The organism is Blautia sp. HCN-1074 (genome assembly GCF_037890165.1).
Taxonomy (GTDB): domain Bacteria; phylum Bacillota; class Clostridia; order Lachnospirales; family Lachnospiraceae; genus Blautia_A.
Genome location: NZ_JBBKBP010000004.1, coordinates 143350 through 169943, shown reverse-complemented (window position 1 = coordinate 169943; position 26594 = coordinate 143350). Strand labels below are relative to the sequence as shown.

Here is a 26594-nt window from a genome sequence, read left to right as displayed (position 1 = left end):
CTTATTTATTATGTTATATTACAGTATATATGCCCTGGCCGCAGGTTTTATCCTTGATCTTATCATAGGAGATCCAAGATGGCTGTATCATCCGGTGTGCGTGATTGGAAATCTTATAGCGCTTCTGGAAAAGATACTTCGGAAAATTTTTCCGAAAACGGATAAGGGAGAACTTGTGGCAGGTACCGTAGAAGTAATCCTGGTCTGTCTGTTCAGTGGCGGAATCCCGTTTCTGATTTTACATTTTCTTTATGGAATTTCTGCCTGGGCAGGACTGGCACTGGAAACATTCTGGTGCTATCAGCTTCTGGCAACGAAATCTCTGAAAACAGAGAGCATGAAAGTATATGACAGACTGAAAAACGGAACTCTGGATGAGGCACGCTATGCAGTATCTATGATTGTCGGCAGAGATACACAGTCTCTCACAGAAGAGGGAGTGACAAAGGCGGCAGTGGAAACTGTGGCAGAGAATTCTTCTGATGGAATTATAGCTCCGATGTTTTATATGGCAATCGGCGGAGTCTGGCTGATGTTTTTATATAAAGGAATCAACACGATGGACTCCATGCTGGGATACAAAAACGACAAGTACCTTTATTTCGGCCGTTGTGCTGCAAAACTGGATGATGTGGCAAACTACATTCCGGCAAGAATCTCAGGATGGCTTATGGTAGCTGCGTCAGCGTTTGTAAAAATGGATGTGAAAAATGCGGCAAAGATTTACCGTCGTGACAGAAGAAATCACGCAAGCCCGAATTCTGCACAGACAGAAGCTGCGATGGCAGGAGCACTGGATGTACAGCTTGCCGGAAATGCATATTATTTTGGAAAGCTTTATGAGAAACCGACGATTGGAGATGCAATCCGGCCGATAGAAGTAGAAGATATCAGACGGTCCAATCATCTGCTTTATGCTACTGCGATTTTGGGTGTAATAGTATTTATGCTGATTAGTGTGGCAGTCAGAATGTGGCTGTTTTAACCGAATAAACTGCGAAGCAGTTATTCGATGTAGAGCCACGTAGCGGAAGCGGATGATTTTATCCGTTTGACTGCGATACAGACATACATTATGAGACGGGAGAGAACAGATGACAAAACACATACATGGCGGTGATGTATATAAATATGATCATTGCCTGGATTTTTCAGCAAACTGTAATCCTCTTGGGACACCGCAGAGTGTGAAAAAGGCAATCATAGACAGCGTGGATGGTCTCAGTGATTATCCAAGGGTAGGCTGCGGACCATTAAAAGAAGCAATCGCAGTTTATGAGCAGACGCAAAAAGAGTATCTGATCTGCGGCAATGGAGCCGCAGACCTTATTTTTTCTCTCTGCAGAGCAAAAAATCCGAAAAAAGCACTTCTTCTGGCACCGACCTTTGCAGAATATGAGCAGGCACTGGTGAGCGTGGGATGTGAGATTACAAGATATTATCTGGAAGAAACGTCAGATTTTTGTGTAGAGGAAAATTATCTGCAGCTTCTTAAAACAGAAAAACCAGATATTATTTTTCTGTGTAATCCAAATAATCCTACAGGAATCACAATGCCGCAGGAATTACCGGAGAAGATTCTTGCAAGTTGTTCAGAACTTGGTATCTTTATGGTCGTGGACGAATGCTTCCTGGATTTTGTAAAAGATCCGGACAGACATACATTAAAGGGAAAACTTGCAGAGCACCCGAATCTTTTTTTGCTTAAGGCATTTACCAAACGTTATGCGATTCCGGGTGTGCGCCTTGGATATGGATTCTGTTCTGACAGAAAAGTTCTGGAACGGATGGAGGCAGTGACACAGCCCTGGAATGTATCTACCATGGCACAGCAGGCAGGACTGGCGGCGCTGAAAGAAACGGAATACGTAGAAAAAGGAAGAAAGATCATTTTTCAGGAATCTGCGTGGCTGAAGGAAGAAATGACAAAGCTTGGCCTGAAGGTATATCCGTCAGAGGCAAATTATATATTCTTTCGTGGACCGGAAGATTTATTTGAGAAATGTGTGCCAAAAGGAATTCTGATTCGTGACTGCAGCAACTATCCGGGGCTACAGAAAGGATATTACCGCGTGGCAGTGAAACTTCATGAACAGAATGAAAAGCTGGTGCGGGTGTTGACAGAACTAGTGGGATAAACCATTATAATCGGTGGTATTAAGTCGGAATCAAAAGATTTTTTATCCCTGACATTATTTATAGATAATTATGAAAATATAGAAAATAAGAAATACAGCAAAAGAAAAGAGGGGACAAAGAAATGGCAAAAGCGATTATGGTGCAGGGGACAATGTCCAATGCAGGAAAAAGCTTACTGGCAGCCGGTCTGTGCAGGATCTTTAAGCAGGACGGATACAGGGTAGCACCTTTTAAATCACAGAATATGGCTCTGAATTCCTTTATTACAGAAGAGGGGCTGGAAATGGGAAGAGCACAGGTTATGCAGGCGGAAGCCGCAGGAATCAAGCCTTCAGTGTTGATGAATCCGATTCTGTTAAAACCTACCAATGACGTTGGTTCTCAGGTGATCGTAAATGGAGAAGTCCTTGGAACCATGAGCGCCAGAGACTATTTCAAATATAAGAAAAAACTGGTGCCGGATATCATGAAAGCATATAATGCGCTGGCAGCAGAGAACGATATTATCGTGATCGAAGGAGCAGGAAGCCCTGCAGAGATCAATCTGAAAACAGAAGATATCGTAAACATGGGAATGGCAAAGATGGCGAAAGCTCCGGTACTTCTGGTCGGAGATATCGACAGAGGCGGTGTTTTTGCCCAGCTGATCGGTACAGTGGAGCTTCTGGAAGAGGATGAGCGCCAGATGGTTAAAGGACTGATCATCAACAAATTCCGCGGAGACAAGACAATCCTTGATCCGGGCGTACAAATGCTGGAGGAGAGAAGTCATATCCCGGTAGTTGGTGTGGCGCCTTATCTCAATATTCAGGTGGAGGATGAGGACAGTCTGACGGAGCGATTTGACAGAAAAACGGAAGTGGATCTGATTGATATTGCAGTTATCCGGGTGCCGAGAATTTCTAATTTCACAGATTTTAACCCATTTGAAAGTATTCCGGGGGTTTCTCTTCGTTATGTACAGCATGTAAGTGAATTAAAGAATCCGGATATGATCATTCTGCCGGGAACGAAGAATACCATGGAAGACCTTCTCTGGATGCGCGCAAATGGACTGGAAGCGGCAGTACTCAAAGAAGCAGCAAGAGGAAAGATTATTTTCGGAATCTGTGGCGGCTATCAGATGCTCGGAGAAACTTTAAGCGACCCTCACCATGTAGAAGCGGGCGGAACGATCAAAGGAATGGGACTTCTGCCTATGGATACCATATTTGCAGAGAATAAGACACGAACCAGAGTATCCGGAAAGTTCCTGAATCTGAACGGAGATCTTGCTGCTCTTTCCGGCGCGGAACTGGAAGGCTATGAGATTCATATGGGAGAGACTGTTCTGAAAGAAAACGCAGGTCATTGTGTGTCGATTGAGGATCACGTATCAGGCAGCCGGAAGGAAGATGGTGCATATTGTAAAAATGTCTGTGGAACTTATGTACATGGAGTTTTTGACAAAGAAGATGTTGCGGAGGCTGTTGTCCGCGCGCTCGGAGAAAAGAAAGGACTTGATGTATCTGAGATGACAGGAGTTGATTTTGCGGCATTTAAAGAGACACAGTATGACATTCTGGCTTCTGAACTTCGGAAGCATCTGGATATGAAGAAGATTTATGAGATTCTGGAGCAGGGAGTGTAATATAAAAGACGTTCTGCAGTTATGAAGCGAAAGCGGATGATATTATCTGCTCGAGCAGATTTTGGAGGTATAAAATGAAAGTAGAGCTGGAAAATGTAAAACCGATGGATATAGAGAAGCGTAGCTTTGAGATCATTACAGAGGAGCTGGGAGATACAGAATTGATTCCCGGAACGGAACTGATCGTAAAGAGATGCATTCATACAAGTGCAGACTTTGATTATGCAAAGAATCTTTGCTTTTCTGAGGATGCAGTACAGAAAGCTATCGCGGCGATTAAAGAGGGAGCCTGCATTGTGACAGACACACATATGGCGGAATCCGGAATCAATAAAAGAGTTCTTTCCCGTTATGGTGGAGAGGTATTCTGCTTTATTTCGGATGAAGATGTGGCAGCGACAGCAAAAGCCAATGGAACAACAAGGGCAACTGCCAGCATGGATAAAGCAGCAGCGATGGGAAAGAAACTGATCTTTGCTATTGGAAACGCCCCGACAGCACTGGTACGTCTTTATGAACTGATCGAGGATGGCAAACTGAATCCGGAACTCATTATTGGCGTGCCGGTAGGTTTTGTAAATGTGGTACAGTCAAAGGAACTGATCATGCAGGCAGACGTTCCGTATATTGTGGCAAGAGGAAGGAAAGGCGGAAGCAATATCGCGGCATGTATCTGTAATGCATTACTTTATATGATCGATAATAACAGAGGATATTAACCCGGTTACCTGTTATGGACAGGTAATTGAAGTGAATCACAGATATCCGATGGATTTGAGTTTATTTTATATTATATCTGACATAAAACTGACCTCTAAAAAAAATACAAAACTGGATATATCCAGATATAGAATCCAATGCTATATTAATAAGGTTAGAATGAAAATCACATCTGGAAGAATAAGAATTCAGATGTTTCAGGCTGATGACAGACTTATTAAGAAAGCAAGAGGTACTGATAAATTGAAGAAGATTGCAGTCATTCATGATCTGTCCGGAATGGGAAAATGTTCCCTGACAGCGGCAATACCGGTGATTTCTGCTATGGGAGTGCAGGCCTGTCCATTGCCTACAGCAGTTCTGAGCAACCAGACCGGATACGGTTCTTATTTCTGGGATGATTATACAGACCGGATGCAACTGATCATGGACGAATGGAAGAAAATGGGTTTTAAACCGGATGGTGTATATACAGGGTTTCTGGCAGATGCCAGACAGGTAGATGTGATTTTAAAATTTACAGATATGTTCTGTACGGATGAGACACATATCCTGATAGATCCTGTAATGGGCGATGGAGGAAATATTTACAGGACATATTCCGAAGAACTTTGCGAGAAGATGAGGATTCTGGTTCAGCATGCGACAGTAATTACTCCGAATCTTACAGAAGCACTGTTGCTTTTGTACGGAGAACAGGGCATGAAAGAGAAAATGGAACTTTTTTCTCAGATGGACGAGACACAGCAGCTGAAAGAAACAGAGAAATCCGGCAGAGAGCTGGCAGACCGTTTTGGATTAAAATCGATTGTTATCACCGGAGTGGATGTAGTGTGCGGTGATGGCAGTGTGAAAATGGGTAATCTGGTAATAGAGGAAAATGAAGCAGACTGGTATTTTTCCATAAAAGAAGGCGGAAGCTATTCCGGAACCGGAGACCTGTTTGCATCCGTGCTCAGCGCAGGAATGGTAAAAGGAATTTCCATGAAGGAATGTGTGCAGAAAGCAATCGCATTCCTTGCCGGAGCCATTCATGATGCGGTACTGGAAGGAACCGACAGAAATGACGGTGTCTGTTTTGAAAAATACTTAAAAATGCTGTAGCTGTTTTTGGGGATGAATACCAGGTGGATATTTTTATCAGCCTGATTGACAGAAAATTCATAAAACACAGTTAAAAAGACATAACGAGGAGGAGTTATTATGTCAGAAGTAACAACAACAAAACAGAATGTACAGACTGCAAGTACAGTAAAGAAAATTACGGCAACAGCTGTAATGGCGGCTCTTACCACGCTGATGACCACTTATATCTTTCATAACCGTTCCACGGCAAAGGAAGTTATCTATCAGTCTTAACATGCCGGATGCAGCTTCTTACAATGAGGTGGTCCGACCGGCATACGGAGAGAAGCCCTTTGACGCCATGCTGAAAATTGCAAGAGATTGCAAACAGTACATCGACGATGTACGATTTACAGTTGTAGACGTGATCGGGGAGGAAAAGGTAGCGCAGAGTAAGATTTTGGCTGCGCAGAATGGAATTCCGTTAAGAGTAAGAAAATATTCACCGTGAGATATTGCAGGAGCATCCTGTATACAGATATCAGGTAGCAAAGCAAAAAACGTCCGAATGAGCGTATAGCATAAATGGTTACTGTTCACACGCCACTATCCCGCGAGGTGTTTTGGCATGAAAATGCCAAAATCCCGAGACATACCGCGCGAATTTATGAGATTAGAATAAATTCTGTGCATCGCGAAGCGTGTTACTGAGAACGGAGTGAACAGTAACCATAAGTGCTCATTTCGGGCGCTTTTCGTGTGTTTGTAATTGACATCTTCGCAGGAAATGTTTATGATATTTTTGGACGAAAATAGGAGATACGAAGGAGAAGTAGAAATTATGAGTATTTCCATGATTGGAATAGATCATAATATGGCACCGGTAGATATACGTGCGCATTTCGCATTTACAAAGAAAAATGCCGGTGAAGCCATGGAAAAAATAAAGAACCACAAAGGAATTTACGGATGTGTGATCCTTTCAACCTGTAACCGCCTGGAAGTCTGGGCAAGTGTGGATGATGACGAGGAAGTCTGTCTTTACGACTGTCTCTGTCAGTTAAAAGGAATCACAGAAGATTCTTATAGAGAATATTTTGTGGAACGAAAAGACAAAGAGGCAGTCGAACATCTTTTTTATCTTACAAGCGGACTGAAATCCCAGATTATCGGGGAGGATCAGATCCTTACACAGGTAAAGGATGCATTGAATCTGGCAAGAGAGAATTTTGCGGCAGACGGGGTTTTGGAAGTTCTGTTCAGAATGGCCGTTACAGCAGGAAAGAGAATCAAGACAGAAGTTCCCTTTTCCCATGGAAACCCGTCAGTAATCCATCAGGCAATCGGATTCCTGGCCCAGAAGGGGTATTCTCTTAAGGACAAGACCTGCATGGTTATTGGAAACGGAGAGATGGGAAAAGTAGCTGCACAGGCTTTGAGAGAAGCGGGTGCTGATGTGACAGTAACAATTCGCCAGTACAGAAGCGGTGTGGTAAATATTCCGCTGGGCTGCAAACGTATTAATTACGGAGAGAGAATGAAATATGTGCCGCAGTGTGATCTGGTGGTAAGTGCGACTGCGAGCCCGAATTTTACATTAAGAGAAGAACTGTTTCAGAATCTTCAGATGAAAGATGAACTGATTCTGATCGATCTGGCAGTTCCAAGAGATATTGAGCCATCTATTGGAAAGATTCAGGGAATCACACTTTACGATATGGATAGTTTCCGTATTGAAGAGATTCCGGCAGAACTTCAGGAGAATCTGGAGGCGGCAGGTGCAATTGTAAGAGAACAGATGGATGAGTTTTTCCAATGGCTGGATGGAAGAGACCTGATTCCGAGAATTCAGGAGATCAAAGAAGAGGCAGTAAATGACCTGAATCTCAGAATTGCGAAGATATTGAAGAAAACACCAATGGAAGAGGATGACAGACAGAACCTGGTGCAGGCAGTAGATACCGCCGCCGGAAAAGTAGTAAATAAGCTGATTTTTGGCTTACGGGACAGTCTGAATCAGGAAGCTTTTCTGGAGTGTGTTGCAGGACTGGAGAAAATATATGAAGAATAAGCCTTATTTTCCAATGTTTATAGATTTATCGGATAAGAATATCGTGGTGGTGGGAGGCGGAAATATCGCAACCCGCAGGGTAAAAACACTGCTGTCATTTACCAGAAATATCAGAGTCATTGCACCGAAGGTTACCATGGAGATGATGGAACTTAGTAAAGCTGGCTATGTGGAACTGCTCACACGTCCGGTGAAGCGATCTGATTTTGCGATGGCATATATGGTGATCGCTGCCACAAATGACAGAAAACTGAATGATGAGATACATAGAATCTGCCGACAGGAAGGGATTTATGTAAATGTAGCCAGTGACAGAGAGCAGTGTGATTTTTATTTTCCGGGAATCTATATGCAGGAAGGACTGGTGGTCGGAATTACGGCCAGCGGTCTTGACCATAAGAAAGCGCGCAGGATAAGGGAAGAAATCCAGGATGCATTGGAGAAAGTCGCGCGGGAAGATGAGGAGGAGAATGATGACGAAGGTGATCATTGGAAGCAGAGAGAGTAAACTTGCAGTTTTACAGAGTGAAATGGTAAAAAGTTACATAGAAGAGAATAACAGTCCTGAGATAACGGTGGATATTCTGACTATGAAAACGACAGGAGATATTATTCTTGACCGTACCCTGGATAAAGTAGGCGGCAAGGGATTGTTTGTAAAAGAACTGGACAGAGCACTGATGGATGGCAGAAGTAATCTTTCTGTGCACAGCCTGAAGGATATGCCGATGGAAGTACCTGAGGAACTTCCGCTGCTGGCTTTTTCAAAGAGAGAAGATCCAAGGGATGTGCTGGTACTTCCGGAGGGTGTCACAGAACTGAATCCTGAGAAACCGCTGGGATGTTCCAGTTTAAGAAGAACTCTTCAGTTAAAGAAATTATATCCGGAGATGGAAGTAAAGAGTATTCGCGGAAATCTACAGACAAGACTGCGCAAGCTGGATGAGGGAGAGTATTCCGGACTGATTCTGGCTGCGGCGGGGTTGAAACGTCTGGGCCTGGAGGCAAGAATCAACCGATATTTTACACCGGATGAAATGATCCCGGCAGCCGGACAGGGAATTCTGGCGGTGCAGGGACGAAAGGATCAGGACTATTCTTATCTGAAAGGATATTGCGACAGAAATGCATGGATGGCAGGAAGTGCAGAGCGTGCCTATGTAAAATATCTGGACGGAGGATGTTCTTCACCGGTAGCCGCGTTTGCAGAGGTAAGTGGAGATGAGATCTTTATCCGTGGATTATATTATAGCGAAGCGACAGGAAAGTGGCTTACAGGGCAGATAAAAGGTTCTGCAGGGAAAGGCACTGAACTGGGAATTGCTCTTGCAAAACAGTTGAAGTTTGATTGCGAAAGTAAATAACTGATATAAAATAGCTTGGTATATCAGGTGATAATAAGGAGAAAACAAATGACATCTGGCAAAGTTTGGCTGGTTGGTGCAGGACCGGGAGATATCGGCCTTTTTACATTAAAGGGCGAAGCGGTTTTGCAGCAGGCAGATGTGGTAGTATATGACAGTCTGGTTGGCGAAGGCGTTCTGGCAAGAATTCCGGAGCACGCAAGACTGATCAACGTGGGAAAAAGAGCAAGCCATCACACCATGGTGCAGGAGGATATCAATAAAGTCCTTCTGGAAGAGGCTCAAAAAGGAAATAAAGTAGTAAGACTTAAAGGTGGAGATCCATTCCTTTTTGGCAGAGGCGGTGAGGAACTGGAACTTCTTTCTGAGAATGGAATCCCGTATGAGATTGTACCGGGAGTGACTTCTCCGATTTCTGTTCCGGCGTATAACGGAATTCCTGTGACGCACAGAGATTTCTGCTCTTCCCTGCATATCATTACAGGACATAAACGTGCAGGACAGGAGTATGATATTGATTTTAAGGCGCTGACACAGACAAAAGGAACGCTGGTTTTCCTGATGGGAATTGCCGCACTGGAAGATATCTGCAGCGGACTTCTTGCAGGGGGTATGGATCCGGATATGCCGGCAGCAGTCCTTCAGAAAGGAACTACGGCAGGACAGAAACGTGTGGTAGCTACAGTCGGTACTCTGAAAGCAGAAGTGGACAGACAGGGAATTGAGACACCTGCGATTATTGTTGTCGGAAAGGTATGCTCTCTGGCAGATAAATTTGCCTGGTATGAGAAACTTCCGCTGGCAGGCTGGAAAGTCCTGGTGACAAGACCAAGACAGCATATCTCAAAGACCGCTGATCTTCTTCGCAAAAGGGGCGCGGAGGTGCTGGAACTGCCGTCAATCTGTACAGTACCGGTAGAAGATAACAGCAGATTATACGAGACATTTGAGAAAATCCAGACGTATCAGTGGATCATCTTCACAAGTCCGGCCGGTGTGGAAATCTTTTTTGATGAGATGGATAAAAAAGAGGTGGATGTGCGAAGTATTGGTCAGGCGAAGATCGCAGTGATCGGTGAAGGAACGAAGAAAAAGCTTAAAGAACACCATCTGATGGCGGACTTTGTGCCGAGCGTATACGATGGGGATACGCTTGGAGCAGAACTTGCGAAGGAACTGCAGGGGAATGAGAATATTCTGATTCCAAGGGCAGAAGCCGGAAATAAGAAACTGACCAGTCTGCTGGAAGAAACCGGCGCAAAAGTAGATGATATTGCTACTTATACGACCCGCTATGAGAAGAGCAGACTGATCGATGAGAAGAAAGAATTTGAGACCGGAAGTGTGGACTGTGTGGTATTTACCAGTGCTTCTACCGTAAAAGGTTTTGTGGAAGGCACTCCTGGTCTTGATTATACAAAAGTAAAAGCTGCATGTATCGGAAAACAGACGAAAGCTGCGGCAGATGCATATGGCATGCAGACCCGAATGGCTGAAAAGGCGACGATTGAGAGTCTGATTGAATTAGTAGAGCAAATGAAACTGGAAATTTGCTGATAAGTAGAAATTCCAATTTATGGATTTAGATGTAAAAAGGAGCAAAAAGACATGGATTTAATTCAGAGACCAAGAAGATTAAGAGGCAGTGAAAACTTAAGAAAAATGGTAAGAGAAACAAGAATGGACAAGTCTTCCCTTATCTATCCGTTGTTTGTAAAAGAAGGAACAGGAATTGAAGAAGAAATTCCATCTATGGAAGGACAGTTCCGTTACAGCATAGACCGTCTTCCTTTTGAACTGGAACGCTTGCAGAAGGCTGGTGTAAACAGTGTTATGCTGTTTGGAATTCCAGATCACAAAGATGAAGTGGGAAGCGGTGCATATGATCCGAACGGAATCGTACAGAAAGCTTTAAGAGAAGCAAAAAAACAGTTCCCGGATATGTACTATATCACTGATGTATGTATGTGCGAGTATACTTCCCATGGTCACTGCGGAGTACTCTGCGGTCATGATGTAGACAATGATGCAACATTGGAATTACTTGCCAAGACTGCCGTTTCTCATATAGAGGCCGGTGCAGACATGATAGCACCGTCTGACATGATGGACGGACGTGTTCGCGCAATCCGCGAAGCTCTTGATGCAAACGGACATTATGAAGCACCGATCATGTCTTATGCAGTAAAATATGCGTCTGCTTTCTACGGACCATTTCGTGATGCAGCAGGATCAGCCCCATCCTTTGGTGACAGAAAGAGCTATCAGATGGATTTCCACAACAGAAGAGAGGGAATGAAAGAGGCTCTGACTGACGTAGAAGAAGGCGCAGATATCATTATGGTAAAACCTGCAATGTCTTATCTGGATATGGTTTCAGAAGTATCCAAGGCAGTGAACGTGCCGGTTGCAGCGTACAGTGTAAGTGGTGAATATGCAATGGTAAAAGCCGCTGCAAAGATGGACTGGATCGATGAGGAACGTATCATGTGCGAGATGGCTGTAAGTGCTTATCGTGCAGGTGCGCAGATTTATCTGACTTATTATGCAAAAGAACTTGCCAAGTGTATGGATGAAGGGAGAATCGGCTAATGGGAACTTCAGAAGAATTATTTGACAGAGCGGTGAAGGTGATTCCGGGAGGAGTAAACAGCCCGGTTCGTGCCTACGGTGCAATCGGTATGGCACCAAGATTTATTGACCGCGCAGATGGCTGCTATATTTATGATGTAGAAGGCAATGAATATGTGGACTATATTGATTCCTGGGGACCGATGATCCTTGGACATAACTTTCCGGCAGTAAAGGAAAGTGTGCTGAAGGCCTGCGAGAAGGGCTTAAGCTTTGGATGTGCGACTGCTATTGAAGTGGAGATGGCAGAATTTATCTGTGATCATATTCCGCATGTGGACATGGTACGTATGGTTAACTCCGGAACAGAAGCTGTTATGAGTGCTGTTCGTGTTGCGAGAGGCTTTACGGGAAAGAATAAGATCATCAAATTTGCAGGATGTTATCATGGACATAGTGACGCAATGCTGGTAAGTGCAGGTTCAGGTGTGATGACAAGTGGTGTTCCTGACAGCGCAGGTGTACCGAAAGGTTGCACAGAGGATACCATGACAGCAGTTTATAATGATCTGGACAGCGTTCGTGCACTGATGGAACAGGCTGATGGCCAGACAGCAGCTGTTATTGTTGAGGCTGTTGGCGCTAACATGGGTGTGGTTCCTCCGAAGAAAGGTTTCCTGGAGGGACTGAGAAAGCTCTGTGATGAGTATGGCGCACTTCTGATCTTTGATGAAGTTATCACTGGTTTCCGTCTGGCTTTTGGCGGAGCGGCAGAGTATTTCGGGGTGACACCGGATCTGGTTACTTATGGTAAGATCATCGGAGCAGGTATGCCTGTTGGCGCTTATGGTGGAAGAAGAGAAATCATGGAACTGGTTTCTCCTGTTGGTAAGGTTTACCAGGCCGGTACTTTAAGTGGTAATCCGATCGCCATGGCTGCGGGACTGACTCAGCTGAAATATCTCTATGAGCATCAGGAAGTTTATAAGGAACTGGAAAAGAAGGGTGAGAGACTTTACAGCGGTATGGAGAAGATCCTGGCAGAGAAAGATCTTCCTTATCATGTGAACCATGTTTCTTCTCTGGGTAGTCTGTTCTTTACTGAGCAGGAGGTTGTGGATTATACTTCTGCGAAGAGTGCGGATACGAAGGCGTTTTCTGAATATTTCAAGGGAATGCTGGCACAGGGGATTCATCTGGCACCGTCTCAGTTTGAGGCTATGTTCCTTTCTACGGCTCATACAGATGAGATTATTGATAAGACGCTGGAAGCGGTTAAGAATTATTTTAAATAATGGGATTAAATGGCTGCTATCTTTCGAAGGGGAGATGACGGCCTTTTTTCTTTGGATTTGGAAAAATACATAAAAATGGGGTGGGTTGTCTTGTGAGTATTGGCAAAATGTGCTATAATATCGACATCATATGGCAGTGCCGGCCAGAGTAACGGGCAATAGATGAGTACATCGTGAATAGTTGACTGATTTTTGATGTATTAGAAGGACAGCAGGAGGACGAACATTATGAGTGAGAAAAAATATGTAGCTTATGTGGGTTCTTATACACATGGCTCTTCCAGACAGGGGATTCATGTATATGATGTTGATGTGGAGAATGGTACTCTTACAGAGCGCAGCAGTGTTGAAGTAAGTAACGCATCCCACACGGCTGTTTCAAAGAATGGCAAGTATCTCTATTCTATCGAGGATGAGGGTGTTGCAGTGTTTGAACGTGATAAGAATGGTGATCTGTCACGTATCAACAGTGTGAATATTGATGGAATGAGAGGATGTTTCCTTTCCACTGATGTGGATGGCAGATATCTTTATGTTGCCGGATACCATGACGGTAAGGTGACCGTTGTACATACTCATAAGGACGGAAGACTTGGAAGCCTGATGGATGGTGTATTTCATAAGGGACTTGGAAGTGTTGCAGAGCGTAACTTCCGTCCGCATGTAAACTGTGTGCGTCCGACACCGGATAATAAATATCTGTGCGCAGTTGATAACGGAATTGATCAGGTGAAGATTTATCGTATCAATAAAATGCGTGATAAGCTTGAACTGGTGGATATCTTAAGATGTCCGAGAGAGAGTGGTCCGCGTATCATCCGTTTCAGTGATGATGGCAAGTTTGCTTATATTCTTTTTGAACTTACAAATGAGATCAAGACTTATAAATATGATGGAAGCGGTAAGTCACCGGAGTTTGAACTGATTCAGAGTATTGAGACAAGTATAAAGAAGGATTCTCACGATACACATAATGCTGCATCAGGTCTGTCCCTTGCAAATGATGGAAAGCATCTGTTCTGCACAACAGCAGGTGAGGATACCGTATCTATGTTTGAGAGAGATGAAGAGACAGGACTGCTTACCAGAAAGTTTACACTTCCGATTAGTGGTGAGTATCCGAAAGACCTGGTACTCTTCCCGGATGATAAGCATCTGGCTGCTATAAATCATGTAAGTAATACTATTACTATTTTTACAGTGGATTATGAGAAGAATATTATTGTAATGAACGGAAAACCTTTAAAAGTTTCAGAACCGAACAGTATCCGTATCTGGCCGGTACCGGAAGAATAAATAGAACTTATGAGCAAGTAGCGAAAGCGGATTGCGAATATCCGATTGACTTAGAGTATGAAAAATCCCCTGCATTAATTACAAAAGGTGATAAGTAATTAACGCAGGGGATTTTATATGCTCTGTAATTTTATGTTTGAACATTTTGAGGGATGGCTGCTTATTGAACAGCTGCCAATATTTACAGGTAAAAGTCGCGCACTTTATCCATCTGTGAACTCATGTTGGCGAAGAGTGCGTCTGCAAGTGTGATTGCAGCCATGGATTCTACGACAACAACGGCTCTTGGAACAATAACGGGATCGTGGCGACCGTGGATTTCCATGGAAAGTGGCTCTTTGTCTTTGGTGACAGTCTGCTGTGGCTGGCTGATGGACGGAGTTGGTTTAATGTGAACACGGAGAATGATTTCGCTTCCGTCGCTGATACCGCCCATGATGCCACCGGCATGGTTGGAAGTTTTGACGATTTCTCCATCTTTGACTGTGAAACCATCATTATCAGTAGAGCCTTTCAGGGAGGTTACGGCAATGCCATCACCGACTTCTACGGCTTTGACAGCTCCGATAGACATTAAAGCATGTGCAAGTACGGCATTGAGTTTGTCAAAGACAGGGTCGCCGAGTCCGGCAGGAGTACCGCTGATGCGGCATTCGATCACACCGCCGGCGCTGTCCTGATTTTTCATACATTCTTCCAGATATTCACCTGCTTTGGCAGCTGCCAGGGCATCCGGCATATAGAATGCGTTGTTATTTATCTCTTCTTTATCAAATGTTGTGATTTCTACAGGTCCGATGGATTTGGTGTAGGTGCAGATGGAGATGCCAAGTTCGCATAAAATTTTGGAAGCGATAGCACCTGCTGCGACTCTTCCGATAGTTTCACGTCCGGAAGAACGACCGCCACCTCTGTAATCGCGGAATCCGTATTTCTGATCGAAAGTATAGTCAGCGTGTCCCGGACGGTAGGAGTAAGCGATATTACCATAATCTCTGGAACGCTGGTCTGTGTTTCTTACCATCAAAGAGATAGGAGTACCGGTTGTTTTGCCCTCGAAAACGCCGGAGAGGATCTCTACGAGGTCTCCCTCTTTGCGGGCAGTGGTGTACTTACTCTGTCCTGGCTTTCTTCTGTCGAGGAAGACCTGGATATCCTCTTCACAGAGGGACAGTCCGGCAGGGCATCCGTCTACAACAGCGCCGAGGGCTTTTCCATGTGATTCTCCCCAGGTAGTTACCTTGAATTTATTTCCAAATGATGACTGGCTCATATGTTTTAAGTCCTTTCTTGCTATCACTTTTTATATAGTGTGTACATGTTTGAAGTACACATATGACTTTATTATAGCGAAGTGTAAAAGTTTTGTAAACCGAAAGCATTGGAATTGACAAAAATTCATGTTCAAATTATAATGGATGTTGAATCTTTGTACAAAACAGAGAGTTTATATAGGCTGCCGTATACAGGATGAGGAGCAGCTTATATGATGAGGGGAAATCGAGAGAAGAAGGGAAGTGTGGATCGTGGTAAGGATTTTTAAGACAATCGATGGCTCAATCCATGAAATACAGGAATCACAGGAGGGATGCTGGATTGCACTGACGAATCCTACAGCAACAGAGATTTTTGAAATTTCCGAGCAGTTTGGGATAGAGGTAGACGATTTGCGCGCGCCTTTGGATGAGGAGGAACGTTCCCGTATTGAAGTGGAGGACAATTACACCCTTATCCTTGCAGATGTACCTACTATTGAAGAGCGTAATGAGAAGGACTGGTATGTGACCATCCCTCTTGGTATTATAGTAACGCAGAAGATGATTTTTACTATATGTCTGGAAGATACACAGGTGCTTACCAGATTTATGGAAGGCAGGGTCAGAAATTTCTTTACTTATATGAAGACAAGATTTATCCTGCAGATTTTGTACCGTAATGCCAGTATGTATCTGAGATATCTGCGTATTATAGATAAGAAGAGCGAGCAGATCGAGGAGAAACTTCATCTGTCTACGAGAAATCAGGAGTTAATGGAACTTCTGGAACTGGAGAAATCACTGGTATATTTTACAACCTCTCTAAAATCAAATGAAATGGTGCTTGAGAAACTCCTGAAAGTGGAGAGTATCAAGAAATATCCGGAGGATACAGAACTTCTGGAGGATGTTATCGTTGAGAATAAGCAGGCGATTGAGATGGCGAACATTTACAGCGGGATTCTAAGCAGTATGATGGGAACCTTTGCTTCTGTAATCTCAAATAATCTGAACATCGTTATGAAAGCACTGGCTTTGATTACAATCGTTATGAGTATACCGACTATTGTTTTCAGTGCCTATGGAATGAACGTAAGTGCAGCGGGAATGCCGCTTTCCAAGACACCATGGGGATTTTTACTTATTATCATCCTTTCTGTTGTGGTGAGCATCATTGCAGGGGCATTTCTTTCCAAGAAGAAGTTTTTCTGATTTTACTGTATACTGTAGAAACTTTATTGCCACTGAGAATAAAGGTGTCGGTAACACATGATTGGTTTGGCTTAAGCGGCAGACTGGTCATGGACAGAGTAAAGCGAAGGAGAGCTTCGCTTCATTTAGTAAAGGAGACTTATGAAATTTATTGACAAACTGGAACGCAAATTTGGAAATCGCGGGATTGAGAATCTTACGATATATATTATTGTAAGTTATGTGCTGGGATATGCGCTGATGTTTTTGAATCCAGAATTGTTGTCTATGCTTACTTTGAATGTGACTCAAATTTTACATGGACAGATATGGAGATTGATAACGTGGGTAATTTATCCGCCAACAACAACGAATTTATTTTTATTTATTATAGTAATTGTGTGCTTCTATTATCCTGTAAGTAGTTCTTTGGAACATACATGGGGCTCTTTTAAATTTACATTATATATTTTATCGGGAATACTATTTACTGTAATTTCGGCATTTATATTGTATTTTATTACAGGAGGAGTTTCGGATGTTTTAAATGGTCAGCCATTTACAACTTATTATATTAGTTTATCCGTTTTTTTGGCATATGCGATGACATATCCGGAGATGAAGATCTTGTTATATTTTGTGATTCCTATAAAAATGAAATGGATGGCACTTTTTTATGTCCTGATTGTTGGATGGAACGTTGTAAGCTATGTTATGAACGGAGCATGGTTTATGGCTCTGCCAATCGTTGCATCCTTACTGAACTTTATTATTTTCTTCCTGGGAACAAGAAATCTTAACCGATATAATCCGAAGGAAATCCACCGGAGAAATCAGTTTAAGAGAGCGATGGGAGAAAGTAAGACTGTTCCTTTCCCTGGTAATACACAGGGAGTGACGAAGCATAAATGTGCAGTCTGTGGACGTACAGAGAAAGATGATCCAAATCTGGAATTCCGTTTCTGTTCTAAATGTAATGGAAATTATGAGTACTGTCAGGATCACTTATATACACATATACACAAGAAGTAAGAGGAGAGAAGATTATTATGAAAAAAGTACCATTTGTCACCCTGGATAAACTCCAGGAAATCACAGCACAGTTTCCAACCCCTTTCCATCTTTATGATGAAAAAGGTATTCGTGACAACGCAAAAGCAGTAAAAGAAGCATTTGCATGGAACAAAGGTTTCAAAGAGTTCTTCGCTGTAAAAGCAACTCCAAACCCATTTCTGATCAAAATTCTTCAGGAGTATGGATGTGGATGTGACTGTTCTTCCATGACAGAGCTGATGATGTCCAAAGCAATCGGATGCAAAGAAGGAGACATCATGTTCTCTTCAAATGATACACCGGAAGAAGAGTTTAAATATGCAAATGAGATCGGTGGAATCATCAACCTTGATGATATCACACATATCGAGAGCGTAGAGAAAGCGGTAGGATATATTCCGAAAGTGATCAGCTGTCGTTACAATCCGGGCGGAGTATTCAAGATCAGCAACGATATCATGGATAATCCTGGAGACGCGAAATATGGTATGACTACTGAGCAGATCTTTGAGGCATTCAAGATTCTGAAAGAAAAAGGTGCTGAGGAATTCGGTATCCATGCATTCCTTGCAAGTAACACAGTGACAAATGAGTATTATCCGATGTTAGCAAAAGAGATGTTTGAACTGGCTGTGAAGCTTCAGAAAGAGACAGGCGCTCATGTGAAGTTCATCAACCTTTCCGGTGGTGTCGGAATCGCTTACAAACCAGATCAGACTCCAAACGATATCAGAGAGATTGGTGAAGGCGTTCGTAAAGTATACGAAGAAGTTCTCGTTCCGGCCGGAATGGGTGACGTCGCAATCTATACAGAGATGGGACGTTTCATGATGGGACCTTATGGCTGCCTGGTAACAAAGGCAATCCATGAGAAACATACTCACAAAGAGTATATCGGTGTTGATGCGTGTGCCGTAAACCTTATGCGTCCTGCAATGTATGGAGCTTATCATCATATTACTGTTATGGGAAAAGAAGATCAGCCATGTGACCACATGTATGATGTAACAGGTTCTCTTTGCGAGAACAATGATAAATTTGCAATCGACCGTTACCTGCCGAAGGTTGACATGGGAGATCTGCTTGTAATCCATGACACAGGTGCTCATGGTTTTGCAATGGGATACAACTATAATGGTAAACTGAAATCTTCTGAGATTCTTCTTCATGAGGATGGAAGATTCGAGATGATTCGTCGTGCTGAGACACCGAAGGATTACTTTGCAACATTTGACTGCTTCCCGATTTATGAGAAACTTCTGGAAGATATGAAATAAATCCGGATATTTATTTCAACTGAAGAAGTACAAATCAAATAATATAAAGTAAGACGTATAATTAAGGCGTATAAAGTGAAAGGTGCTGATCTGTAAGAAAAAATGGTCAGTGCCTTTCGTTTTGCATCTGGATAGAAAAAGTTTGAGCTTTAAAGGTTACTGGGCACGGAGTGAACAGTAACCTTTAAATAGCAGGAAAAGAGAAGAAAAATTTATGATTAAATATGAATATGAAGCAGGAATGTGTAAGCAGTTACATTATAATGGTTTATGGACTGTGCAGTATGAGGGAGTTCCCGGCCATTTTAAGAAAGTAAAGATGGTCTGTCCATGCATAAAAGATGGATGTGACCAGGACTGCGAAGTATTTAAAAATATACCAGACATAAAAGAAGCAGACCAGGAATGGCATATGAGGGATGAGATATAGGTAAATACGTTACTGTTCACTCCGTTCTCAGTAACACGCTTCGCGATGCAGGAAATATGAACCTCCTTGTGCAAAGCCCAAGGAGTATCGTTTGCTTCGCAAACTTAATTTATGCTATTCGCATAAATTCGCGCGGTATGTCTCGGGATTTTGGCATTCTCATGCCAAAACACCTCGCGGGATAGTGGCGTGTGAACAGTAACGGTAAATACGACAAAGTTCGCAGAAAATCTAAGTGGACATTTGCTGGAAAAGAAAGTAAAATGAAAAATGTAATCTAAGTATGTATGAAAAGGAGGAGTACCTGATGAAGAAACTAGCAGCTATTATCCTGGCAGGTGTACTGACAGCAGGAGCATTTACTACAGTAAATGCAGCAGAATTTTCAGATGGAACGGATACAGAAAGAGAAGAATATTTTGATGATAATTATGACTATTTGTGGTCTGCCGGAGAGGATGCGACAAACGATACAGAGGAAACGAAGAGCGTAAGCGCGAACGACAGTATTGTAGAAGGATTTGAGAAACCACTCGTCTTTTACCCAAATACATATTACAAATTTAATGTGATCGGAGCCGGTACACAGAATATGAATCCTGTCAACGGAGATGTCAGATGGATACCACTATACTGGAGTTTGTCCATTAAACCTCAGGAAAGTAATATCAACAGAAAATGGGAAATCGGTTCTGCAAAAGGAATTTATACAAAAGTAGAACGCGCATATAATATGTATGTATTTTTCCAGAGGGAAGAATATATTGAAAACGCATGGGTAAAAAATGACATTATCCAGCCAGTAAGATACCAGTTCAACGCAGCACCATTAACAGATCAGGGAAAAAGCTACAACTATCTGATAGGCGGACTCGGATATAAAATTTTAAATGAAAAAGAAGTAAGCGTGACAGGACTTGGCGCAGCACTTAATGTCGTGCAGATTCCGTCCACCGTTGCGATCAATGATAAGACCTACAAAGTAACGACGATTGATCAGAGTGCATTCAGTGCGGACAAAGAGATTACAGACGTCATTTTCGGAAATAATGTAACTACCATTGAAAAACAGGCTTTCTATCAATGTCCAAATCTCAGGACCATAAGATTTGGTACAAAAGTAACCAAAATCGGAAGTAATGCATTTGCAGAATGTGCAAAACTGAAAAATTTCACACTTCCCGCAAGCGTGAAACGCATTGACACCAAAGCCTTTTATCAGTGCCCGGCTGTTAAAACAGTTAAGATCAACAGCACAGCACTTGAATACGTTGGAAAGAAAGGCCTCGCTGTTAATAAAACAGTCACGATGAAACTTCCAAAGAAGTTATTTACTAAATATCAGAAAATGATCAAGGCAAGCAGCGTATATCCGAAGACAAAATTTATAAAATCTTAAACATTTTATCCGAAGCAGCAGCTATGTACAAAGCTGCAGCTTTTGGCTATAATAGTGTAATAAAAAGCAAATATAAGGACGGGCAGAGACAAATGCTTAACCAAATCAAGTAAGTCCCCTGCGGAGGTTGCTTGAATCCGGTATATTTACAGAAACAAGAGAAAGATATGATTTTACCTATATTGGCATAAAAAAAACTGGATTCTCAGAAATCCAGTTTTTTAACTGCCGGCAGTGGGACTTGAACCCACACGTGGTTGCCCACAACAGATTTTGAGTCTGCCTCGTCTGCCATTCCGACATGCCGGCGTTTGAACGTTTAATATAATAACACGATTTCAATCAGATGGCAAGAGAGTTTTTGGATTTTTTGGAAAATTTTTTGGCATTTTGGGGTTGCAAAAATATAGAAAAGGCAAGAAGAGATAAGAACTTACTGATTAAGATAAAAAATTCAAATAGTGAAAGAATAATGATAAAAAAATCAGGATATTTCTAAAATGTTTATGAAATTTAACCGACCTTTCTTGAAAAATGAAGAAATAAGTGATATGGTACATCATAACAATAACGAATGGAGGAAAAGCCGATGAACCTTGATAATAAAAAACCAGGCAGAAAACCGCTTTATGTATATTATATCATTGCGGCAATTATTATCATTCTTCTGAATGTGCTGTTACTTCCTGCGATTGAGGGACGAAAGGTACAGACAACAGAGTACAGTGTCTTCCTGACAGGAGTAGAGAAGGGTTATGTCAAGACAGTAGAGATTCAGGATGATTATATTTATTATGTAGCAGATGTCAGCGATAATCAGGAGGGTTATTTCAGAACCGTTAAGGTAAATGATCCTGACCTTGTAGACCGTTTACATGATGCAAATGTGAAATTTGATGCGGCAGCACCTCAGCAGACATCTATCTGGATCAGTCTGCTGGCAGGATATATCTTGCCGATTGCTATCTTTATCCTTCTTGGAAGATGGCTCAGTAAGAAGATGATGAGCTCTATGGGTGGTGGCCCTGGCGGAGCAATGTCATTTGGTAAAAGTAATGCCAAAGTATATGTGAAATCATCTACAGGAATTAAATTTTCAGATGTAGCAGGAGAGGATGAAGCGAAAGATCTTCTGACTGAGATCGTAGACTATCTTCACAATCCTCAGAAATACAGAGAAATCGGTGCATCCATGCCGAAAGGAGCGCTTCTTGTAGGCCCTCCTGGAACAGGTAAGACACTTCTTGCGAAGGCAGTAGCCGGCGAAGCAGAAGTTCCGTTCTTCTCTATTTCCGGTTCTGAATTCGTAGAAATGTTTGTTGGTATGGGTGCTGCCAAAGTGCGTGACCTCTTCAAACAGGCAAATGAGAAAGCTCCATGTATCGTATTTATCGATGAGATTGATACAATTGGTAAGAAACGTGATGGTGCCGGATTTACAGGCGGCAATGATGAACGTGAGCAGACTCTGAACCAGCTGCTTACAGAGATGGATGGTTTTGACGGTTCCAAGGGTGTTGTAATCCTGGCTGCAACGAACAGACCGGATTCCCTTGACCCTGCACTTCTCCGTCCGGGACGTTTTGACAGACGTATTCCTGTTGAGCTTCCTGATTTAAAAGGACGTGAAGAAATCCTTAAAGTTCATGCAAAGAAGATTAAGATCGCGGATTCTGTACGTTTTGACGATATTGCGAAAGCAGCTGCAGGAGCTTCCGGTGCTGAACTTGCAAATATTGTCAATGAGGCTGCTCTTCGCGCCGTACGTGATGGCAGAAAATTTGCCACACAGGCTGACTTTGAAGAGAGCATTGAGGTAGTTATCGCCGGATATCAGAAGAAGAACAGAGTTCTTTCCAATAAGGAAAAACTGATCGTTGCTTACCATGAGATCGGACATGCGCTGGTTGCTGCAAAGCAGACAGAATCTGCGCCGGTTCATAAGATTACGATTATTCCGCGTACATCAGGAGCCCTGGGTTATACCATGCAGGTAGATGATGGGGATCATTATCTGATGACGAAGGAAGAGCTTGCAAATAAGATTGCAACCTTTACAGGTGGACGTGCCGCAGAGGAATTGATTTTCCATTCAATTACAACCGGAGCATCCAATGATATTGAGCAGGCAACCAAGCTTGCGAGAGCGATGATCTCCAGATATGGTATGAGTGAAGACTTCGACATGGTAGCCATGGAGAACGTGACCAACCAGTACCTGGGCGGAGACTCCAGCTTAAGCTGTTCTTTTGAGACACAGACACTTCTGGATAAGAAGGTTGTAGAACTTGTAAGAACAGAACATCAGAAAGCATTGAAGATTCTTCAGGACAATATCGGTAAACTTCATGAACTTGCCAAATATCTCTATGAACATGAGACAATCACAGGTGAGGAATTTATGAAGATTCTGAATGCTCCTCTGGAAACTCCGAAAGCAGTTGTTCTGGAAAAATCTCAGACAAAATCAGAAGAGAACAGTGAGAATACTGAAAACTAAAGATTAAATACAGATGCAGTTTTTACAAAAGAGAGTAGCAGGGGCAATAAAGGCTTCTGTTGCTCTCTTGCGCTTTTTCTTGCCAATTAACGCCGGTTCGGTTATAATTCGTAATAGTGAGCACGAGACGTGCAGTACAGATTTATGCATCGCAAAGCATGCTGCCGGGTACAGCACAGATAGTAACACTGCAAGAGAAAGAAGGGAACAGGTATGGATTGCCAGACAGCAGAGGGAATGGTGAGCAGCTATATTGAGCATAAGCTCCCGGTAAATGAGCTGGAGGAATTTCTTGACCATGTACAGGATTGTTCATCCTGCTATGATGAACTGGAAACATATTTTATTGTCCATGAGGTGACGCAGCAGCTTGACGATAACAGCAGTAATTCTGTTCTGGATTTTAAAGGGCTGCTTGAGCAGGACATCCGGAAATCCAGAAGATATATCCGCAAGAAGAAATTAAGCTGGTTTTTGGTCGGGGCGGGGATTTGTCTTCTGATCGCTGCACTTGCGGCAATATTGGTTTATGTAATGATGGAAACAATTCATATCATATGAGATACTGGAGGATTTTATGAGTGAGAAAATATTACTGATTGACGGGCACAGCATTCTGAACAGAGCTTTTTATGGCCTGCCGGATCTTACAAATTCAGAGGGAAAACATACAGGAGCAGTATATGGATTCCTGAATATTCTTTTTCGTACGATTGAGGAGGAAAAGCCCCAGTATCTGACGGTGGCATTTGACCTGAAGGCGCCGACTTTCCGTCACAAGATGTTTGAGGCATATAAGGGAACGCGTAAGCCGATGCCTGAGGAACTGAGAGAACAGGTGCCGTTGATCAAGGAAGTCCTTACGGCAATGGGCGTTAACATTGTGACAAAAGAAGGATATGAGGCAGATGATATTCTGGGAACTCTGGCAAAGAAGAGCGAGGCAGAGGGGATGGACGCGACAATCCTTTCCGGGGACAGGGATTTGCTTCAGCTTGCGACGGATAAGATCATGATCCGCCTGCCCAAGACAGTAAGAGGGAAAACTACGATAGAGGATTATCATGCGCAGCAGGTAATTGAGAAATATCAGGTGACACCTCCACAGATCATAGAGTTAAAAGCACTGATGGGTGACAGCGCTGATAATATCCCGGGAATTCCGGGCGTGGGTGAAAAGACTGCCACGAAGATCATAGTGGAATACGGAAGCATTGAAAATGCTCATGAGCATCTGGAGGAACTGAAACCAAACAGAGCCAGAGAATCCATGAGAGAGCACTATGATATGGCACAGATGAGCAAGGCACTGGCAACGATCTGTACAGACAGTCCGATCGATTTCTCCTATGAGAAGGCGAAACTGGGAAATCTTTATACGAAAGAAGCGTTTATTCTGTGCCGACAGCTGGAATTTAAGAATCTGCTGAGCCGTTTTGATTCTGAGGCAGTGCAGGAAGATGCACTGGAACAGGAGTTTTTTACCTGCGCAGATCTGTCGGGATGCGAAGCATTGTTTGAAAAAGCAGAAGCAGGTTCCAGAACCGGTGTCTCTCTTATAAGTGAAAATGGCCATGTGTACGGTGCAGGAATTGCACTGAGCGAAGAAGAGATTTATTATATTCCGGTAGAGGGAATGGTTACAGAGGCGTATCTTTGCGGAAAGCTGGAAACACTTTTTAAGAAAGCATCTGAGCATAATGTAAAAAGTAATATGAAAGACAGTGCGGCGGCAAACAACACTGACGCCGGTACAGAGCGTCATGTAGTCTGCGCGCTAGATATAAAAGCGATATTGAAACATGTGACATTTGATGATCCGTCAGCAGTGTTTGATGCAGGCGTGGCAGCATATCTGTTAAATCCGTTAAAATCATCCTACACGTATGATGATATGGCGAAGGAATACCTGAATGGACGAATTCTGCCGACAAGAGAAGAACTTCTTGGAAAGAAAACGGCAGAGAAAGCATGGGAAGAAAGCGTAGAGGGACTTACCTTCTGGGCCTGCTATATGGCATATACGGCGTTTGCCTGCCAGATGCCGATGTGTGAGACGCTGAGAGAGACTGGTATGTGGAATGTATATACACAGATTGAGCTTCCTCTGATCTTTACTCTGGATTCCATGGAGAAGTGGGGAATCAGCGTAAAAGGAGAAGAACTCAAAAGCTACGGGGAGAAACTGAATGTCCGCATTGAGGAGCTGGAGAAACTGATCTGGCAGCAGGCAGGGGAAGAGTTTAATATCAATTCACCGAAACAGATGGGCGTGATTCTTTTTGAAAAGCTTGGTCTTAAAGGTGGAAAGAAAACAAAGACGGGCTATTCTACAGCGGCAGATATTCTGGAGAAGCTTGCACCGGAATACCCGATTGTAAAGGATATCCTGGAATACCGTCAGCTTACAAAACTGAAATCAACTTATGCGGATGGTCTGGCAAATGTGATTGCAGAGGATGGCAGGATTCATTCTACCTTTAATCAGACAATCACGGCTACAGGAAGAATCAGCAGTACGGAGCCAAACCTGCAGAATATTCCGATAAGAATGGAACTGGGACGACTGATTCGAAAAGTTTTCGTGCCAGAAGAAGGATACGTATTTCTGGATGCGGATTATTCACAGATCGAGCTTCGTGTTCTGGCACATATGTCCGGGGATGAAAAGCTGATTCAGGCATACCGGGAGGCACAGGATATCCACAGACATACGGCATCAGAAGTATTCCATGTACCGTTTGATGAGGTGACGGATCTGCAGCGAAGAAATGCAAAAGCGGTAAACTTTGGGATCGTTTATGGAATCAGTTCATTCGGACTGAGTCAGGACTTAAGTATTACTAGAAAAGAAGCTGCAGAATATATTGAGAGATATTTTAAATCCTATCCAAAGATTAAGGGATTTCTTGACGGGCTGGTGGAAGAAGGAAAGGAAAAAGGGTATGTGACGACCATGTTTGGCAGGCGCAGGCCGATTCCGGAACTGAAATCCAGCAATTTTATGCAGAGATCTTTTGGCGAGAGGGTTGCGATGAACTCTCCGATTCAGGGAACTGCGGCGGATATCATCAAGATTGCAATGAACCGCGTATACAGACGATTAAAGGAAGAACATCTGAAGTCCCGTCTGGTGCTTCAGGTGCATGATGAGCTTCTGATAGAGACTTATAAAGCGGAAATTCCGCAGGTATCTGCGATTCTGGAAGAAGAGATGAAAGGTGCGGCGAAGCTTGCAGTAGAACTGGAAGTAGATATGCATCAGGGAAATAATTGGTACGAGGCGAAGTAAAAACGGTTTGCAAATATCTGTTTGACTTTCAGCAGCAGATGTGAG

General features: G+C 43.0%; 24 protein-coding genes and 1 tRNA gene. 23 read left to right on the top strand and 2 right to left on the bottom strand.

The window, feature by feature from the left end:
• Window positions 1–10 precede the first annotated feature (10 nt).
• From cbiB to WKT11_RS05685, 14 genes are all read left to right on the top strand, one after another.
• Entirely contained in the window at window positions 11–985 is a 975-nt protein-coding gene (gene cbiB / locus WKT11_RS05750; RefSeq protein ID WP_118247423.1) for an adenosylcobinamide-phosphate synthase CbiB, read from the top strand.
• Window positions 986–1094: 109 nt separating this feature from the next.
• Window positions 1095–2138 (top strand): pyridoxal phosphate-dependent aminotransferase, encoded by a 1044-nt coding sequence (locus WKT11_RS05745; protein WP_118247422.1) that lies wholly within the window; start codon window positions 1095–1097, stop codon window positions 2136–2138.
• Between the two features lie 122 nt (window positions 2139–2260).
• Window positions 2261–3769: a cobyric acid synthase gene (locus tag WKT11_RS05740; RefSeq protein ID WP_117674709.1), complete on the top strand. Its 1509-nt coding sequence runs from the start codon at window positions 2261–2263 to the stop codon at window positions 3767–3769.
• Between the two features lie 74 nt (window positions 3770–3843).
• Window positions 3844–4488 carry a precorrin-8X methylmutase gene (locus WKT11_RS05735; protein WP_117674710.1) on the top strand — a complete coding sequence of 215 codons (645 nt, stop codon included), beginning with the start codon at window positions 3844–3846 and terminating at the stop codon, window positions 4486–4488.
• A gap of 160 nt (window positions 4489–4648) precedes the next feature.
• Window positions 4649–5593: a pyridoxamine kinase gene (locus WKT11_RS05730; RefSeq protein WP_340283146.1), complete on the top strand. Its 945-nt coding sequence runs from the start codon at window positions 4649–4651 to the stop codon at window positions 5591–5593.
• Window positions 5594–5692: 99 nt separating this feature from the next.
• On the top strand, window positions 5693–5848 hold the full coding sequence (locus WKT11_RS05725) for a hypothetical protein (protein ID WP_242986714.1): 156 nt from the start codon (window positions 5693–5695) through the stop codon (window positions 5846–5848).
• A 1-nt stretch (window position 5849) separates the two neighbouring features.
• A complete protein-coding gene (locus WKT11_RS05720; RefSeq protein WP_242986716.1) occupies window positions 5850–6065 on the top strand; it encodes a hypothetical protein in 216 nt (71 codons plus the stop codon).
• Window positions 6066–6395: 330 nt separating this feature from the next.
• Window positions 6396–7625, top strand: a complete 1230-nt coding sequence (gene hemA, locus WKT11_RS05715) for a glutamyl-tRNA reductase (protein ID WP_117674711.1) — start codon at window positions 6396–6398, stop codon at window positions 7623–7625.
• A complete protein-coding gene (locus tag WKT11_RS05710; RefSeq protein WP_117674712.1) occupies window positions 7615–8133 on the top strand; it encodes a precorrin-2 dehydrogenase/sirohydrochlorin ferrochelatase family protein in 519 nt (172 codons plus the stop codon). Before hemA ends, WKT11_RS05710 begins: the two co-directional genes overlap by 11 nt.
• A complete protein-coding gene (hemC, locus tag WKT11_RS05705) occupies window positions 8099–8989 on the top strand; it encodes a hydroxymethylbilane synthase (RefSeq protein WP_117674713.1) in 891 nt (296 codons plus the stop codon). The genes WKT11_RS05710 and hemC overlap by 35 nt, the downstream gene beginning before the upstream one ends.
• Before the next feature lie 48 nt (window positions 8990–9037).
• Window positions 9038–10546: a uroporphyrinogen-III C-methyltransferase gene (gene cobA / locus WKT11_RS05700; RefSeq protein ID WP_117674714.1), complete on the top strand. Its 1509-nt coding sequence runs from the start codon at window positions 9038–9040 to the stop codon at window positions 10544–10546.
• A gap of 51 nt (window positions 10547–10597) precedes the next feature.
• The gene (hemB, locus tag WKT11_RS05695; protein ID WP_340283142.1) at window positions 10598–11581 is read left to right on the top strand and encodes a porphobilinogen synthase; all 984 of its coding nucleotides are present in this window, start codon (window positions 10598–10600) and stop codon (window positions 11579–11581) included.
• A complete protein-coding gene (gene hemL, locus WKT11_RS05690) occupies window positions 11581–12855 on the top strand; it encodes a glutamate-1-semialdehyde 2,1-aminomutase (protein ID WP_117674716.1) in 1275 nt (424 codons plus the stop codon). The genes hemB and hemL overlap by 1 nt, the downstream gene beginning before the upstream one ends.
• A 228-nt stretch (window positions 12856–13083) precedes the next feature.
• Window positions 13084–14151, top strand: a complete 1068-nt coding sequence (locus tag WKT11_RS05685; protein WP_117674717.1) for a lactonase family protein — start codon at window positions 13084–13086, stop codon at window positions 14149–14151.
• Window positions 14152–14332: 181 nt separating this feature from the next.
• On the opposite strand, the gene aroC is transcribed toward WKT11_RS05685, so the two are convergent.
• Window positions 14333–15424 carry a chorismate synthase gene (aroC, locus tag WKT11_RS05680; protein ID WP_117674718.1) on the bottom strand — a complete coding sequence of 364 codons (1092 nt, stop codon included), beginning with the start codon at window positions 15422–15424 and terminating at the stop codon, window positions 14333–14335.
• A 253-nt stretch (window positions 15425–15677) separates the two neighbouring features.
• Here aroC and WKT11_RS05675 point away from each other — a divergent pair, with 253 nt between their 5' ends.
• The 5 genes from WKT11_RS05675 to WKT11_RS05655 all read left to right on the top strand — a co-directional run bounded on the left by WKT11_RS05675 (window position 15678) and on the right by WKT11_RS05655 (window position 20757).
• Complete coding sequence (locus tag WKT11_RS05675) at window positions 15678–16619, top strand: magnesium transporter CorA family protein (RefSeq protein WP_117674719.1); 942 nt, start codon at window positions 15678–15680, stop codon at window positions 16617–16619.
• A gap of 141 nt (window positions 16620–16760) precedes the next feature.
• Window positions 16761–17630 (top strand): hypothetical protein, encoded by an 870-nt coding sequence (locus tag WKT11_RS05670; RefSeq protein WP_117674720.1) that lies wholly within the window; start codon window positions 16761–16763, stop codon window positions 17628–17630.
• Between the two features lie 17 nt (window positions 17631–17647).
• Window positions 17648–18928 carry a diaminopimelate decarboxylase gene (locus tag WKT11_RS05665; protein WP_117674721.1) on the top strand — a complete coding sequence of 427 codons (1281 nt, stop codon included), beginning with the start codon at window positions 17648–17650 and terminating at the stop codon, window positions 18926–18928.
• A gap of 214 nt (window positions 18929–19142) precedes the next feature.
• The gene (locus tag WKT11_RS05660; RefSeq protein ID WP_117674722.1) at window positions 19143–19358 is read left to right on the top strand and encodes a hypothetical protein; all 216 of its coding nucleotides are present in this window, start codon (window positions 19143–19145) and stop codon (window positions 19356–19358) included.
• A 307-nt stretch (window positions 19359–19665) separates the two neighbouring features.
• Window positions 19666–20757 (top strand): leucine-rich repeat domain-containing protein, encoded by a 1092-nt coding sequence (locus tag WKT11_RS05655; RefSeq protein ID WP_181977656.1) that lies wholly within the window; start codon window positions 19666–19668, stop codon window positions 20755–20757.
• Between the two features lie 226 nt (window positions 20758–20983).
• On the opposite strand, the gene WKT11_RS05650 is transcribed toward WKT11_RS05655, so the two are convergent.
• Window positions 20984–21066, bottom strand: a tRNA-Leu gene (locus WKT11_RS05650).
• A 37-nt stretch (window positions 21067–21103) separates the two neighbouring features.
• Between WKT11_RS05650 and WKT11_RS05645 the strand changes: the two genes are divergently transcribed.
• The 4 genes from WKT11_RS05645 (at window position 21104) to polA (ending at window position 26549) form a co-directional block, all read left to right on the top strand.
• Complete coding sequence (locus WKT11_RS05645; RefSeq protein ID WP_182474238.1) at window positions 21104–21256, top strand: hypothetical protein; 153 nt, start codon at window positions 21104–21106, stop codon at window positions 21254–21256.
• A 90-nt stretch (window positions 21257–21346) separates the two neighbouring features.
• On the top strand, window positions 21347–23257 hold the full coding sequence (ftsH, locus tag WKT11_RS05640; protein WP_117674724.1) for an ATP-dependent zinc metalloprotease FtsH: 1911 nt from the start codon (window positions 21347–21349) through the stop codon (window positions 23255–23257).
• Between the two features lie 213 nt (window positions 23258–23470).
• Entirely contained in the window at window positions 23471–23818 is a 348-nt protein-coding gene (locus WKT11_RS05635; RefSeq protein ID WP_117674725.1) for an anti-sigma factor family protein, read from the top strand.
• 16 nt (window positions 23819–23834) lie between these two features.
• Window positions 23835–26549, top strand: a complete 2715-nt coding sequence (polA, locus tag WKT11_RS05630; protein WP_117674726.1) for a DNA polymerase I — start codon at window positions 23835–23837, stop codon at window positions 26547–26549.
• The last annotated feature ends 45 nt before the right edge of the window (window positions 26550–26594 follow it).

Bases quoted from the DNA above. Each gene is read 5' to 3' on its own strand.
- WKT11_RS05740 (WP_117674709.1), top strand. From the start codon at position 2,261: ATGGCAAAAGCGATTATGGTGCAGGGGACAATGTCCAATGCAGGAAAA.
- WKT11_RS05725 (WP_242986714.1), top strand. From the start codon at position 5,693: ATGTCAGAAGTAACAACAACAAAACAGAATGTACAGACTGCAAGTACA.
- ftsH (WP_117674724.1), top strand. From the start codon at position 21,347: ATGAACCTTGATAATAAAAAACCAGGCAGAAAACCGCTTTATGTATAT.
- WKT11_RS05670 (WP_117674720.1), top strand. From the start codon at position 16,761: ATGAAATTTATTGACAAACTGGAACGCAAATTTGGAAATCGCGGGATT.
- WKT11_RS05745 (WP_118247422.1), top strand. From the start codon at position 1,095: ATGACAAAACACATACATGGCGGTGATGTATATAAATATGATCATTGC.
- cbiB (WP_118247423.1), top strand. From the start codon at position 11: ATGTTATATTACAGTATATATGCCCTGGCCGCAGGTTTTATCCTTGAT.
- WKT11_RS05635 (WP_117674725.1), top strand. From the start codon at position 23,471: ATGGATTGCCAGACAGCAGAGGGAATGGTGAGCAGCTATATTGAGCAT.
- hemL (WP_117674716.1), top strand. From the start codon at position 11,581: ATGGGAACTTCAGAAGAATTATTTGACAGAGCGGTGAAGGTGATTCCG.
- WKT11_RS05720 (WP_242986716.1), top strand. From the start codon at position 5,850: ATGCCGGATGCAGCTTCTTACAATGAGGTGGTCCGACCGGCATACGGA.
- aroC (WP_117674718.1), bottom strand. From the start codon at position 15,424: ATGAGCCAGTCATCATTTGGAAATAAATTCAAGGTAACTACCTGGGGA.
- WKT11_RS05655 (WP_181977656.1), top strand. From the start codon at position 19,666: ATGAAGAAACTAGCAGCTATTATCCTGGCAGGTGTACTGACAGCAGGA.
- hemC (WP_117674713.1), top strand. From the start codon at position 8,099: ATGACGAAGGTGATCATTGGAAGCAGAGAGAGTAAACTTGCAGTTTTA.
- WKT11_RS05685 (WP_117674717.1), top strand. From the start codon at position 13,084: ATGAGTGAGAAAAAATATGTAGCTTATGTGGGTTCTTATACACATGGC.
- WKT11_RS05710 (WP_117674712.1), top strand. From the start codon at position 7,615: ATGAAGAATAAGCCTTATTTTCCAATGTTTATAGATTTATCGGATAAG.
- hemB (WP_340283142.1), top strand. From the start codon at position 10,598: ATGGATTTAATTCAGAGACCAAGAAGATTAAGAGGCAGTGAAAACTTA.
- cobA (WP_117674714.1), top strand. From the start codon at position 9,038: ATGACATCTGGCAAAGTTTGGCTGGTTGGTGCAGGACCGGGAGATATC.
- hemA (WP_117674711.1), top strand. From the start codon at position 6,396: ATGAGTATTTCCATGATTGGAATAGATCATAATATGGCACCGGTAGAT.
- WKT11_RS05735 (WP_117674710.1), top strand. From the start codon at position 3,844: ATGAAAGTAGAGCTGGAAAATGTAAAACCGATGGATATAGAGAAGCGT.
- WKT11_RS05730 (WP_340283146.1), top strand. From the start codon at position 4,649: ATGAAAATCACATCTGGAAGAATAAGAATTCAGATGTTTCAGGCTGAT.
- WKT11_RS05665 (WP_117674721.1), top strand. From the start codon at position 17,648: ATGAAAAAAGTACCATTTGTCACCCTGGATAAACTCCAGGAAATCACA.
- polA (WP_117674726.1), top strand. From the start codon at position 23,835: ATGAGTGAGAAAATATTACTGATTGACGGGCACAGCATTCTGAACAGA.
- WKT11_RS05660 (WP_117674722.1), top strand. From the start codon at position 19,143: ATGATTAAATATGAATATGAAGCAGGAATGTGTAAGCAGTTACATTAT.
- WKT11_RS05645 (WP_182474238.1), top strand. From the start codon at position 21,104: ATGGCAAGAGAGTTTTTGGATTTTTTGGAAAATTTTTTGGCATTTTGG.